This is a genomic window from Bradyrhizobium sp. USDA 3262 (assembly GCF_054060035.1).
Genome location: NZ_JBSSCT010000001.1, coordinates 8702004 through 8715569, shown reverse-complemented (window position 1 = coordinate 8715569; position 13566 = coordinate 8702004). Strand labels below are relative to the sequence as shown.

The following is a 13566-nucleotide window of genomic DNA, read 5'->3' as shown; positions in this document are numbered from 1 at the left end:
AGTTTCCGACGCGCCCCAATCTAGGCAACAAGCGAAAAGCGCTGTCTCTTCTTGGCCCATTGTCGACCTCGCAAAGAGTTGGCATCGTGGTGCGATGAATAAACAACCGCTTGCCCATCTGCGTACATGGTCGCTCTGTTTTGCGATTTATTGCGTCGCGTGCACCAACGCCGTTGCCTGCGTAATCCCAGGCGCCGGATCAAGTATCTTATTTGAGCAGGTTCCGACCGACCCCGCTTTTCTTCCTCCGAGATAATTGAAGCATCGGTCTACGATCGTACGCGAGTCGAACGCGCTGGTTCTGGTTATCAGGTGGAACTGTTGACCGCACGCGTTGATCACGTGATCAAGGGATCGATCAATACCGAGACCGTGAAAATCCTCCTGCACCCCGGTTGCCCCATAGTTGGTTACAACGGGCACGGCATTATTCTCGGAGAGCTTCAGGACGATCCGCAGCTCGGGCTTGTGCTGATACCAAAGGAGCATGGGCTGAGGGAGCCGTTGTGAGAAACAGGCTGGCTTGCTTCCGATTGTGGCCCTTAGCGACTTGATTGGCGTTGTGGCTGACTTCCGCTTTGCCGGAGATAGCCGACATCATTGCCAAAGGAGAGACTGCTTCTGTCGATCCTCTCCGTCGGCGGGAAAGGCAAGGATCGTGGGTGGCACTGTCGCGTCCACTCATCAGCAGACGAGCTTGCCTGACGCCGTTGCGAACTTTCGTGTGAACGAAAACAGCACGTATCTGGTGCGGTTTCTGTTGCGGTCGTCGCGGTGGGGACAACCAAGATCCCGTAAGACATTAATCTCATTGGTGGCCCGGCAGGACTCGAACCTGCAACCAGACCGCTATGAGCGGCAGAATAGCGATCAGCCTCGTTGCCTTTGTCGCGCATTCGGTCGCTTCTGCTCGCGTTTGTTACGTTTTGACGATTTCGCTCCCGCTTTGGTCGCCAGCCAGCGATCAGTCAAAACGTCTCGGTAATCTTGCTCAGGCGAGGGGGACGATCCGGGTCAAATCCGCGGGCGCATGCCGCCTGCTCGATCATCCGATAGGCCGGAACGAGCATGGTGATCGGGTCGGTGGCGGGGTCATCCTCGACCAACCAAGGCAGCGAGCCATGCGGTCCGCCGCAGAGATGCAGCGCGATCTTTTGCTCACGCAATTCCTCTGCCAGTGCGTCCACCGTAGTCGCCGTTTCATCCATGACACGCATCATGACAACTGGCGTGCGCGACGATAACGCGGCACGTGGCCCATGCTGCAGCTCGGCGGCGCTCAGTCCGATGGAGGGCAGGCGCATGATTTCCGAAAGCTTGAGCGCGATCTCCCTCGCCGAGCCCAGGCCCAGGCCCCGAGCCGCCACAAACACAGCTGACGCCTTGACGAGATCATCGGCAATTTCCGACCAGTCGAGCGCCAGCGCGCGGTGCAGGCGCTCGGGTAGCCGGTCGAGGGCTGACCGTAGCGCACGATCTTGCGCCAGCTCGGCAACCAGTCCGGCGCTGGCGGCCATCGAGCCGATTACGGTCTTCGTCGCCGCTACGGAGTGCTCTTGGCCGGCTTCGATCGGAACGACGAACTCCGCTTCGTCAGCCACCGGCGACGACGTCGCATTGACGATGGCAATCGTGCGTGCGCCCGTGGCTCGTGCCGACCTGGTCGCTGCGACAAGATCCGGGCTGCGCCCGGATTGCGAGATCACGATGAACAGCGCATCGCGCAGCATCAAGGGTGTGCGAAATGCGGTGATCACCGAGGGAGCACTTGCTGAAACGGGAAGGCGAAGCCGCGTCTCGACAAGATATCTCAAGAAAACCCCGGCATGCCCGGAGCTTCCCCGACCACACACGACGCACAAAGGGGCGGAGTCAATCCCAATCCGCTGTGCGATGTCGCGCGTGGCGGGTCGGCTGCGAACAATGTTGGCGACAACATCCGCGCTTTCCCCGATTTCGCTCGCCATCGCGGATGTCGTCACGGCTCAACCACTCCGCCTCGGCCGCGTCCCGCCGCTCCCTTTGGGAGTCGGTCACGATGCGAGTCACGATTCTTGGCAAGCTCGACAAACACTTGCCGAAGGTTGCCGTCACAGTTCTCCAGAACGGTCTCCGCATCAACCCTGTCGACACCGAGCGCCAGAAGGACTGCAATCTTGATGTCTCCCTCGGCCTGCTCGAGCGAGCGTGCCGCGTGCGACGGATTACAGCGCGCGATTTGCGCCACCATGGCCTCGGCGCGCCGCTTTAGCTTGGCATTGGTCGGCGGCATGTTCACCATCATGCCGCGATATACCCGGCCAAGGCGCAGCATGATCCCTGAGGAGATCAGGTTGAGCACGACCTTCTGCGCGGTGCCCGCCTTCATCCGCGTGGAGCCGGCGATCAGCTCTCGGCCGGTCTCGACCAGGATCGGAAACGTTGCCAATGCCAGCAGTGCGGTGCCGGGATTGTTGGCGACACCAATCGTTACTGCATCGAAAGACCCTGCCTGCTGCAGCGCCGCGACCGTGAACGGCGTGGTGCCGCTGGCGGCTACCGCAATCACCACGTCGTGCGGCGTGAGCCGTGCGGCGCTGATCTGCGTGACTGCATCATCGACATCGTCCTCCGCGCCCTCGATGCTTGTGACGAACGCGCTGTCACCGCCGGCAACGACGAAGCGGACGCGCTCGCGGGGCCAGGCGAAGGTCGGCGTCAGCTCGGCGCCGTCCTGGACCGCCACGCGGCCTGACGTGCCAGCGCCGACATATACAATGCGACCGCGGTCGCCCAGCACCGTCTTGGCCGCTTCGGCTGCCGCAGTGATCGCGGGAAGGGCATGGCCGATCGCGGCGACCGCCGCAAGCTGGCCCTCCCACATCGCTTCCATCGCTGACGTCAGCGACCATGCATCAAGGTCGGCAAATCTGGGATCGACTTCTTCGGTGGCCATATCCGTGATCCAAGCACCATCAAACGCGGAACTTCGAAGTCTGTTCATGGTCAGTTTCTCTCTTGGGCGGGTCCAGCTTGCGCAGGTCGAGCCGCCCTCGCGCCACAAGCAGCGCGCCGGCCGCTGCGTCGGCGTCAGGACGCCTCAGGCGGGCGCGCAGGTCAGGCGTTAGCCAGGGCGTAATCGCATCCGCGAGCCCGCCCACCAGCGCGAGCCGGTCAATTCCTTTAGCCAGGAACAGATCAAGCAGATCGCCAATGGCATCGGCCGCGCGTTCGACAATGCGGCGGCCGACCGGATCGCCCTGATTGGCGTGCCGCATCACGGTCGGCGCGAACGCAGCGTAGTCGGTGGCCCTGGCTTCTTCGGACCACGCCACGGCCTGATAAGGATCTTGATCGAATGCGCCCAGCACCTCTGCGAGCAATGGTGTCAGCTCGCCGCGGCGATCCGCGGCCCGCAGCGCCAGTCGAACGACCTGCAGGCCAATGTCGGCGCCGCTGCCTTCGTCCGAGACGGGGAAGCCGTAACCGGCGATACGGATCTCGCGGCCACCGATCAGGCCGACACCCACGGAGCCCGTGCCGGTGACCACAATGGCCCCGTCGGCGCCGCTATGGGCGCCGAGACAGGCAGCCAGGCCATCGCTGATGAAGATAACGGAGGCAAAGGGATGCGGGATCTCTTTGAGCGCCGCTTCCGCACCCCGGCGACCAATGCCGGCGAGGCCAATTCCGGCGTGCATCCGCGTGAAATCCTCGTGCGTCAGTTCGGACTGTGCGGCCGCCGCTTCGGTGGCCTCCATGATGGACCGCCAGGCCCGGTCGAAGCCAATCCGGGTCGTGGCAGGCCCCGAGCTCGCTTCACCGAGTACCCTGCCATTTTCGTCCTCGATCCGGGCGCGGCAGCGGGTTCCGCCCCCATCGATGCCGAGATAGGTGGTACCTTTTGTTCCCATGAGAAGTTAACGCAAGGGTTTAGCTCCGGGTCCCCGAATCCCGTTGTGTACATATAAGGACCTTTACAGCACGGGACTCGCCTCACGAGCCCGTGATTGGCATTCTCGGATTAGCACTTATGGGCCAAGCTGGGTCTTCCGTGGTTCTCTCGATTGCTGCGCAGCACATCTTTGATGGTGCCGACATGCGCGGGCCGGGGTTGGTCAGGATCTCGCAGGGGCGGATCGAAGGCATTACCGAGGAGGCGCGCGCCTCGATCCACCTTCCCCGAGATGCGATCCTTGCACCCGGATTTGTCGATGTTCAGGTGAACGGAGGCGGCGGCGTTCTTCTCAACGAGCAGCCATCGGAGGCCGGCGTTCGCCGCATCGTCGAGGCGCACCGCAAGGCCGGCACGACGGGCTGTTTGCCAACCCTCATCACCGATCGAAGCGAGGTCATCGAACGATTGGCTGTAGCAGCTCAGGCGTGCCTCGAAATTCCTGGCGTGCTCGGCTTTCATCTGGAAGGTCCGGCCCTCAACAGGTCTCGCAAGGGCATTCATCCGGAAGCCGAGATACGCGTGCCCGATCGGCGCGATCTCGCCACCATCAAAAGCTTCGGGGACCGCGGTCGCTCCATGGTGACCTTGGCCCCGGAATGCGTGCCCGCGTCCATGATCGATGAATTGATCGGCGCTGGATTGCGTATCGCGGCCGGCCACAGCGACGCCACCGCAGCCGAAATCGGGCAGGCAGTCGATCGCGGTGTCTCGGGGGTGACCCATCTGTTCAATGCCATGTCGCAGTTAACCGCCCGAGAGCCGGGCTTGGTGGGCGCCGCGCTGGGAGATGACCGGTTGTTTGCAGGGATCATCTGCGACGGCATCCACGTTGACCGCGCCTGCTTGCGTGTTGCCTTGCGCTGCAAGGGACGCGATCGATTGATGCTGGTTACCGATGCCATGCCATTGGCGGGCACGAGCGACCGGCAATTCCTGCTACAGGGAAGGGAGATCACGTTGCACGACAATCGCCTGACTGACCGGGATGGCACGCTCGCGGGCGCTCACCTCACCATGATCGAGGCGGTGCGCAACGCTGTTTGCGCTCATCGGAATCTCCCTTGTCGATGCTCTTATCATGGCTTCCCGGACGCCCGCGGCATTTCTGGGCCTTGGGTCCGAGCTTGGACGGATCGCGCCCGGATACCGCGCGGATCTTGTCGCCTTTAATTCGAACTTTGAGGTCGTCGGCACATGGATAGGCGGGGTCGGTTCGATGGGCGAGGCGAACAGGCCTTCCGAGCGAGGTTAGATGCGCAACCAGCCCAAGCGGGGGGGAGTGTAAGCGCCAATCCTGACAGGGGCCTGGCGAGGCATCTGCGCCGGTAGACTGCGTGGTGCACGTCGCCCGGCAATTACGCCGTAGTCAGTGCCCGAAGAACAACCACAGCAGGATGATCACGGGAATTGGCACGCCCAAAGCCAAAGCAAGACGCCTCGTCCCATCGCGCTTCACTCCCTTGTTTATTTGCGCCAATGGCAACTCCGGAAGACGCGTCCACGTTCCTAGCCCGCCGATCGCGTCGTCATTGCCGCCGCGCGAAGGTGAAGGGCGGATAACGGTAGTCATCCCTTAATGATGAGGCGACCCAGGAACGCATTGCAGGCCCGCTCGGCTTCAGCGAACGAACTGAAGGGAGACCCGGATACGTGAGCCGCTGGCATATTCAGAAAGTCGGGGCGATATGATGCAACAAAGCCCGGCTCTCCATGCAATCCAGGTCCACTCCGGCTCTCGTTGCTGATGACGAATGAATAGTCGTCGCTGCTTGCGATCCATATCTCCAGTTCAGTATCGACTCGACGGAAGTGCAGGGCCATTTCACCCTCCACAAACTTTGGTCCTCCGTGATCATCCACATGGGACGCTTAGCCCGCTCTGGTGCGGTTGGCCGCTTCGGCCTCCCGCACCAGCCGTTCGGCCTTTAGGCGCTCTCGATTATCGTGGATCGCTTTTTGCGCTTTGGCGTAATCCGTCATAGCATCCTTCGGCCTGACCGTTTTGAATGCCTTGTTTGCTTCGCGTTCCGCGGCCGTCGGCGCCCGTCGGTCTCGGTCGTTAGCCATTGTTGACCTCCCATTTGGGCTAACTAGTCAACGCGCGGAGCTAGCTTTCGATCCTATTAGCTCGGCCGACGGTCGGCTCGAGGATCTTCGACACCAAGCGCTTTGAGCCACATGGCGCCAATCGGCGCGGTCGCTATCCTGCACCGAAACCTCGTGAACAAACAGCGATAAAGGTGGTCAATCAGGATCGAGTTTCATTGCTCTTGTTGATTGTTTCGGTCGCTGATTACGTTCCGGACGTGGGGTCCGGGGCGGCAATGGCAGCTGAAACGCTCCTACAAGGCTGATATGAACCTTTGGCTCTTCATCGTTGGGATGGGCAACTGAAATTGCAGCAGATGCGAACGCCCTCCGAGCGCACCATAATCCTAATGTGATACGTCGTCACTATGGGCTTCACATTGGCTGAGCATCCGGCTCGAGAATTGGTGCGCGAAGCATTTGCTACCATAACGCACGAGATGCGCCCACTTGATACGTCTGAGCGATAGCGAAAAGGGACTTAATGCTAAGCTACATGTCTGCTTGTCGAGCGATAGGCGGCAATCGTCTCTTGGTAGGACACCGTCAGTTTTTGGACCCGAAGCCGACATCAGCGCTTGGTGAGGCGCTGTGACTGCCCCAAACGTGCCAGCGCTATGCGCAGGCGGTTGAAGGATAGTGGCGCTGCCTCTTGCGTAGCGGTCCCACATTTCTTTTCTTCTAGATCCTCGACCAGCTCGAGCCCAGCACGCATCAGATCGTTCGCAATCTCATTGGGATCAAAACCGCTCAGGTCGCCGGTGAGGCGCGCGTTGCGCTGGTTAGTCAATGTTGCTGACGGTAATTCCCCGGAATTGCTGGCGCGCCGAACCCGGTCTGGGATGCCTCATTCAACGCATCCGGTTCTTGTCAAGTCAACGTCCGCCCTGCATTCGCATCGAACATATTTGGAGATGATCATGCGTAGCATAGCCTTGATGATTGCATTCGTGATCTCGTTTACCGCACCGGCTTTGGCTCAAAGAGCCGAGATCGAGGCCATCAATGCGAAATGGATTGAGTTGTTCAACAAGGGCGACTTCTCTGGAGTTGCGTCACTCTACAGCACGGATGCGACCGCATTCCCGCCAGGTTCTGCGATGGTGCACGGCCGATCAGCCATCGAAGCAATGTGGAAAAGCATGGCGGAACAAGTTGGCGATCCGAAGCTCGCAACCCTTGACGTTAAGCCCCTTGGCCCATCCGCGGCGCGCGAGATTGGGACGTTCGCCCTCAAGACCAAGGGACCGACACCGAAGGATGTGACTGGAAAGTATGTCGTGGTTTGGGAGAAGAGCGGCGATGATTGGAAGCTGACCACCGACATCTGGAACGAGGGCAACTAGGCATCTCTGTTCATAGCTGTGCTTCGCGCCAAACGAGGCTTTACGTTGAGTTGGCTATTGCACGGTCGCGAAGGCGCTCGCGATCGGGGCCTCATGGCATCGCTTGGCAGCGCCCACCTTTCGCCGGAGCCAATGTGTTAAACTGGCTGAGAAGTCTCGCGATCGGTGCTTCCATTTGCAGATGTGCCTTCGCAGGTCTCTGCGATGTGCTACTCTTATCCCTATTGGCCATAGGTATACCATGACAGGTATTGCAGAGTGGCTGGCATCGATCGGTTTGGGAGAGTACGCCGATCGTTTCGCAGAGAATGCCATCGACCTCTCGGTCGTCGGCGATCTCACGGAGCAGGACCTCAAGGACCTCGGCGTCCTGCTTGGGCACCGGCGCAAGATGCTGCGCGCAATTGCGGAACTTGAGGATGATGTCGCTGAATCGGACCAAGCGGCCGCCAAACCAGCGCCGCGAGACAGCGCCGAGCGGCGCCAAATCACGGTCATGTTTTGCGATCTGGTGGGCTCGTCCGCACTTTCGGCCCGGCTTGACCCGGAGGACTTGCGCTCGATAATCGGCGACTATCACGCCTGCATCGCTGAGGTTATCGCCCGGAGCGAGGGCGTTATCGCGCGCTACATGGGGGATGGCGTGCTTGCCTATTTCGGCTACCCCCTGGCGCACGAGGACGACGCCGAGCAGGCGACACGGGCGGGGCTGTCACTGGTCGATACCGTGGCCAACCTGCAGACAGATATCGGCACCAAGCTGCAGGTTCGCGTTGGCATCGCTACCGGTATGGTCGTCGTGGGCGATCTGATCGGCGAAGGCGCCGCCAAGGAGCAGGCGGTGATCGGTGAGACACCGAATCTGGCTGCTCGTCTGCAGCAGTTTGCCGAGCCCGGTACGGTGCTGATCTCCGAGAGTACGCGCCAGCTCACCGAAGGATATTTCGAATACTGCGATCTTGGCTCCATCGCGCTGAAAGGATGGGCGGAGCCAATACCTGCCTGGCAGGTGCTCGGGACGACTGGAGTCGAAAGCCGCTTTGAGGCTCAGCACAGGACTCGATTGACACCCTTAATCGGGCGAGACGAGGAGATCGAGCTGCTGTTGCGGCGCTGGCAGCACGCCTCTTCGGGCGAAGGTTGCGTAGTGGTTCTAACTGGAGAGCCAGGTATCGGTAAGTCGCACATCGCGCTGGCGCTTCAAGAGCGGCTCCAAGCCGAACCACACATTACGGTCCGCCATTTCTGCTCGGCGCACCATACCAACAGTGCGTTGTATCCGTTCATCGACAATCTCGAACGTGCTGCCCGGTTCGAAAGAGGCGAAGCGCCGACGGAGAAGTTTGCCAAGCTTGAAGCTCTGCTGTTGCGGTCCGGCGCCGACGCAGATCGTGTGGTGCCGGCCCTAGCAAACCTTCTGTCGCTGCCGGTCAGTGACCGCTACCAGCTGCCCGAGCTCAGTCCGCAGAAACACAAGGAGATGACGTTGGCGGCATTCTCGGCTCAGCTCGAAGCGTTGGCGGCGCGGCAGCCAGTGTTCATCATCTTTGAGGATGCCCATTGGTCGGACCCGACTTCGATGGAGCTGCTCACGATTACACTGGAAAAGGTACCACGACTCCGAGTGCTGCTGCTCATCACCGCGAGACCAGAGTTCACGCCGCCCTGGCCTGGTCATGCACATGTGACGACCGTCTCGCTTACACGGCTGAACCGGCGCAACGGGGCGGCCTTGATCGAGCGCGTCACGGCAGGCAAGACGCTTCCGGAGGAGGTCTTGGACCAAATCCTCGCTCGCACCGACGGCGTGCCCCTGTTCGTCGAGGAACTGACCAAGGCGGTGCTCGAAACCGGCTTGCTGCAGGAGCGAGACGACCATTACGTGGTCAGCGGTCCGCTACCCTCGATGGCGATTCCAACGACATTGAACGCATCGCTGATGGCTAGGCTCGACCGATTGGCCCCCGTGAAGGAAGTTGCTCAGATCGGCGCAGTTGTGGGGCGCGAGTTCTCGTACGAACTGCTGAGCGTGGTCGCCAAGCTGCCAAGGCAACGGCTTGAGGAGGCGCTTGCCCAGTTGGTTCAGGCGGAGTTGATATTCTGCCGAGGCGAGATACCCCGGGCGGTCTACACCTTCAAGCATGCGCTCGTGCGGGACGCTGCCGAAGCGGGACTTCTGAAGAGCCGACGCGCAGCGCTGCATGCCGCCGTCGCCAACGCTTTCGAGCAACGATTCCCGGAAATTGTGGAGTCTCAACCCGAGACTCTCGCACTCCACCTTACCGAGGCGGGATTGTTCGAAAAGGCGGGAGAATATTGGCTCCAGGCAGGCAAGAAAGCGGCCATGCGCTCCGCCAACCTCGAAGCGATCGCACACTTGCGCAAAGGCATTGAGGTCTCGGCCCATTTGGCCGACGGTGCACTTAAGGACCGGCTGGAGCTTGATTTCCAGTACGAGCTCGGGCCCTGCCTCATTGCCACCCAGGGGCCGGCCTCGCCCCAGGCGGTGGCGACCTTTGCGCGAGCGCGCGAGCTGTGCCAGCGGCTCGGAGATCCCCCCGAGCGACTACAAATCATGTTTTGGTTGACCACCGCGAGCGTCATTCGTGGCGAGTTGCCGGTCGCCGAGGAAATGATCTCGGTGTTGCTCGATCTTGCGGAGGGTCGGGGCGATCGACCAACGTTGCTCAACGCGATGCGTGGGCAAGGGATGATACGCCTTTTCATGGGAAATCTCGTAGGTGCCCAGGAGGTGATCGAACGGGCCTTCGAAGCGTTCGAAGCGAGCAGCGAGCATGACAGATTGGCGGCGCGTGCTGCCGGCCAGGATGCGGGTGTGGCCGACCTGGCTCTGATGTCATGGGCGCTCTGGCTGCAGGGCCGTGCTGATACGGCACTCGCGCGTGTAAATGCCGCCCTTCAGCGTGCCGACGTCATCAGTCATCCGCATTCGCAGGCCTATGGATGCTATTATGCATCCATTCTCCACGCTCTTCGGGGTGACTTCCGAAAGGCACACCGCTATGCCGATCGTTGTCTCGCCTTGTCGGAAGAGCTCGGATTCCGGCAGTGGCGAGGATTGGCTCGCGCCATTCGGGGGATAAGCGCCACCTTCCTTGATCCTTCGTCCGCTGCGCTCGAGGAAATCCGCACGGCGATGAACGAATATCGCGGCGCGGGCTATCAGCTTGGCATCACAGCACTGTATGTGCTCCTGAGTGCCGCTTTGTTGTCGAGCCATCAAAGCGAAGCCGCGCTCGAACTGATTGAGCAGGGTCTCGCTACAACCGGCCGCAATAGCGAACGGATATTCGAGGCCGAGCTGTATCGATTGAAAGCGCGCGTATTGCTCGTCCGCGATGCACCGGAGGCCAGCACCGATGCACGATCACTGCTCGATCACGCATTGACAACTGCAAAAAGCCAACGCGCCAAGGCCCTTGAACTTCGAGTAGCAGTAGACCTCGCCAACTTGTGGATCGATCAAGGCAGAACCAGCGAAGCGCTCGACCAGCTCGTGCCCATCTATGGCTGGTTCGTCGAGGGTCTTGAAACGCAGGATCTGAAGCAGGCAAAGGCATTACTCGACCGACTGCAATAATTCCGCCTGGACTGCGGATATTGGAGCTTGGCTCAGCAGGTCGGCCTCAAGGCTGCTTTGCCTTGCCGTTACGCAATCCGCCTTCGACATTCGTGATATGCTTGTTTTACCTCTCGCCATCCCGCCTCATCGCTTTCCGCAGGATTCTCATTTATGAAATGTGGCCCGTCATGCCGCGGACGTTTTCCGTGTTCGTAGTATGCCTCGATTGCTTGTTCAGCAGCGATCCTTCCCAACCTTCTCCCGCTGTCCAGGTTGCTGTGGTTCCATTTGAAACTGATGTGCCCCGGCACATGAATCTCGACTTTTGTGCCCTTCCACGGATGCTCCCCGGATTTTGGCTTGTCGTACCGCACGTGATATTTGAAGAGCTTGACATCATCTTCGCCAACGGTCGCTGCGAACAATTGGCAGAGATTTGCCAGGGCATCGTGAAGGTTTTCCGGTTTGCGGACTTGCTTTGAATCGACGATCAAGCTCACTCATATCTCGTCCAGCTCATCGCCTGGCTTATGACGCTCCTGGAGCAAGCTCTCGAAGTTGACCGTATCGACCAGTGCTCCTTCGCAGTAGGTAACTCCGTCGATCTCTACGGTTTCTTCGACGACGGGAAGGGCTGAACACGCACATAAGCTGGATGCGCTGATAGGCACTTTGTACTCTTTCCCATCGACCTTCTTGTTCTCATCGACCTTCTTGGGGGCATTGGGCGGTTGGAAAACAACGCGAGTTTATGCTCATCGAGATTCCAGGCGTTGTGGAATATGAATGGCTTTTCGGGTCTTCCCAGCGCGTCGAAATTTATGCGCTTCATAAACTGGCTGTGTGGATAGTTGATCCTGGAGAGGCCGGTGACTTGGGACAGATACATCATTGACGTGAGATCAAGAACGAAAGGATTTGGTGCCAGCACCTGATTGAGAACCCATCTGTTTACGTCTCCCTCATCCGGGCTCGTGAACTTCTTCCCGCCGTCCGTGAGGCGGCCTTACGATTGAGCGGCCCCAGCAACTTTGGGGGCATGGGGGCCGTTGCTGGGGCCATCTACCGGGCCCGATGCACCGAGCCAGGCTTGCGAAAGACTACTGTAGGCCAACTAGTCAATCTTTCCGCCGCATCCACGATCTGAGCTTGAGAGTGGATTTGGAGCTTCCTGAGTAAGCGAAGGCGCTGGACCGATATCTGCGCTTCTGTCCCGCCGATCTGCGTGGCGATTTGAGTATCACGCCGCCCGAGAGCCATGCGCCTCAGGAGTTTCTTTTCACGCGGGCTCAGCATCGGCGCCGTCACGGCGCGAACATTGCAACACCGATGATGGCAAGCGGAGTCAGACCAAGGATTACAATTAAAACTCTTTCAAGTAGGTCACTGCCCATGACACAACCCCTGCGGTTGGGGTTGAAAACCTATTCCTGAATGCCTGATGGCCGCTAGTGCAATTTGTGCCACGGCAAACTGAGGCGGTCTTGCCATCGGGTGCACTCATCTAGCACACGTAGGCTTTCCTGCAGTTCAGCCTGTAGCTCGCGGATCTGGTTGGCAGTCGGGCCATCAGCGAATTGTTCTGCTAACTGACGGCAGCGCGCCAGCTTCCGTTCGATTACCATTTTTTCCCGATCCAGCTCCATTCCTAGTAGATGTGGGAAGTGCGGATCAGTTCAACCTCGGAACTACGTTCACCCACGGAGAACGCCTGTAACAGTTCCGCTGTGGAGGGAGAACGGTTGGCGGACCATTAGAATTGCTAAGGGCAGAACTATTAGGCATGCCAACTCAGTAGTCCTACCGAGCGGGGACCCGTCCGTTAAGCATCCGGACGATTTGTTTACCTTTGATTCACGCAAGTTAATTGACTGGCTTACGCTTTGGTTCGATCATCCCCGCACTGGGCAGGGCGGTTTCATTAAGGACAACTTTTTGAGGCCCAGAGGGGCCAGCCCGATTACCGATAGCGGCGGCTCGGCAAGCAATGGGAATGAGGAACGGCCTCAGCACTGCCTCCAAGGGTGCTGGGGCCGTTTCTTTGGGGCACCCTCACTGACATCCATATCTAAATGCGGGAATGACGCTTCCCGGCGATCCTGCGAGCATGTTCAGTTTCGATCACATGAATGGTGTTGAATACGGCTTTCTCAGCTTCGCTGAAATGTCGTTCGTGGCGCTCATCGTCAGCGTAAGTTGGCTGCTGATCGGCTGAGCGTCCTACCTCTCGTGATGACATGATGACTTGGCCTCAGCGCGTAACCCCTCGCTGGGGCCGTTTCTCGTCGAGCGAATAGACTATCGCTGTAGGAACGTGCAGTTGGCAGCAGCGTTGCCGCGGTATGAAATGCCCACAATGCTGCAAGCCAATGACGGTGCGACCCGAAAAGGGCTTTATCTGTGAGCCGTGCCGCGAGTTCATTTCGTCTTTACCGTGACGTCTAGCTTTAGGCCTTCCTCCCTATACGATCGATCCGCATCGTCCGGCTCTGAAGCCGATACCGTGAGAGCGAGTCCGCGCTAAGGTGGGTGGGCTCTGGGCTTGACCGACTTCTTGGGTCGAAGCTGGCACTGAACCGCTAGCTCTCGTGGGATTGAAGGTCGCGCCAACG

At 59.7% G+C, this 13566-nt stretch carries 12 protein-coding genes and 1 pseudogene; 5 read left to right on the top strand and 8 right to left on the bottom strand.

Annotated features, from left to right (window positions below; all coding sequences use genetic code 11):
* Positions 1-321: 321 nt before the first annotated feature.
* A complete protein-coding gene (locus tag ACVWYP_RS41240) occupies positions 322-510 on the top strand; it encodes a hypothetical protein (RefSeq protein WP_304497266.1) in 189 nt (62 codons plus the stop codon).
* 458 nt (positions 511-968) lie between these two features.
* Here ACVWYP_RS41240 and ACVWYP_RS41235 read toward each other — a convergent pair whose 3' ends face one another.
* From ACVWYP_RS41235 to ACVWYP_RS41225, 3 genes are read right to left on the bottom strand one after another with little or no spacing between them, the layout of a single operon-like run.
* The gene (locus tag ACVWYP_RS41235) at positions 969-1967 is read right to left on the bottom strand and encodes an SIS domain-containing protein (RefSeq protein ID WP_304497265.1); all 999 of its coding nucleotides are present in this window, start codon (positions 1965-1967) and stop codon (positions 969-971) included.
* Positions 1968-1978: 11 nt separating this feature from the next.
* On the bottom strand, positions 1979-2935 hold the full coding sequence (locus ACVWYP_RS41230; protein ID WP_028344258.1) for an N-acetylmuramic acid 6-phosphate etherase: 957 nt from the start codon (positions 2933-2935) through the stop codon (positions 1979-1981).
* A gap of 19 nt (positions 2936-2954) precedes the next feature.
* A complete protein-coding gene (locus tag ACVWYP_RS41225; RefSeq protein WP_304497264.1) occupies positions 2955-3893 on the bottom strand; it encodes a BadF/BadG/BcrA/BcrD ATPase family protein in 939 nt (312 codons plus the stop codon).
* 119 nt (positions 3894-4012) lie between these two features.
* On the opposite strand from ACVWYP_RS41225, the pseudogene nagA reads away from it, so the two are divergent.
* Positions 4013-5189, top strand: a pseudogene (nagA, locus tag ACVWYP_RS41220) (N-acetylglucosamine-6-phosphate deacetylase).
* A 314-nt stretch (positions 5190-5503) separates the two neighbouring features.
* Here nagA and ACVWYP_RS41215 read toward each other — a convergent pair.
* From ACVWYP_RS41215 to ACVWYP_RS41205, 3 genes are all read right to left on the bottom strand, one after another.
* Positions 5504-5758, bottom strand: coding sequence for a hypothetical protein (locus tag ACVWYP_RS41215; protein ID WP_018272925.1), 255 nt, complete (start codon positions 5756-5758; stop codon positions 5504-5506).
* Between the two features lie 48 nt (positions 5759-5806).
* Entirely contained in the window at positions 5807-6004 is a 198-nt protein-coding gene (locus ACVWYP_RS41210) for a hypothetical protein (RefSeq protein WP_304497262.1), read from the bottom strand.
* Between the two features lie 592 nt (positions 6005-6596).
* Positions 6597-6815, bottom strand: coding sequence for a hypothetical protein (locus ACVWYP_RS41205; RefSeq protein ID WP_028344262.1), 219 nt, complete (start codon positions 6813-6815; stop codon positions 6597-6599).
* Between the two features lie 130 nt (positions 6816-6945).
* On the opposite strand from ACVWYP_RS41205, the gene ACVWYP_RS41200 reads away from it, so the two are divergent.
* Positions 6946-7371 (top strand): YybH family protein, encoded by a 426-nt coding sequence (locus ACVWYP_RS41200; RefSeq protein ID WP_028344263.1) that lies wholly within the window; start codon positions 6946-6948, stop codon positions 7369-7371.
* A 241-nt stretch (positions 7372-7612) separates the two neighbouring features.
* Positions 7613-10972, top strand: a complete 3360-nt coding sequence (locus ACVWYP_RS41195) for an adenylate/guanylate cyclase domain-containing protein (RefSeq protein ID WP_304497261.1) — start codon at positions 7613-7615, stop codon at positions 10970-10972.
* A 68-nt stretch (positions 10973-11040) separates the two neighbouring features.
* Here ACVWYP_RS41195 and ACVWYP_RS41190 read toward each other — a convergent pair whose 3' ends face one another.
* Positions 11041-11454 (bottom strand): hypothetical protein, encoded by a 414-nt coding sequence (locus ACVWYP_RS41190; protein WP_304497260.1) that lies wholly within the window; start codon positions 11452-11454, stop codon positions 11041-11043.
* A gap of 562 nt (positions 11455-12016) precedes the next feature.
* Positions 12017-12250: a LuxR C-terminal-related transcriptional regulator gene (locus ACVWYP_RS41185; RefSeq protein WP_080687064.1), complete on the bottom strand. Its 234-nt coding sequence runs from the start codon at positions 12248-12250 to the stop codon at positions 12017-12019.
* Positions 12251-13034: 784 nt separating this feature from the next.
* Here ACVWYP_RS41185 and ACVWYP_RS41180 point away from each other — a divergent pair.
* Positions 13035-13169, top strand: coding sequence for a hypothetical protein (locus tag ACVWYP_RS41180; RefSeq protein ID WP_259244931.1), 135 nt, complete (start codon positions 13035-13037; stop codon positions 13167-13169).
* Positions 13170-13566 lie beyond the last annotated feature (397 nt).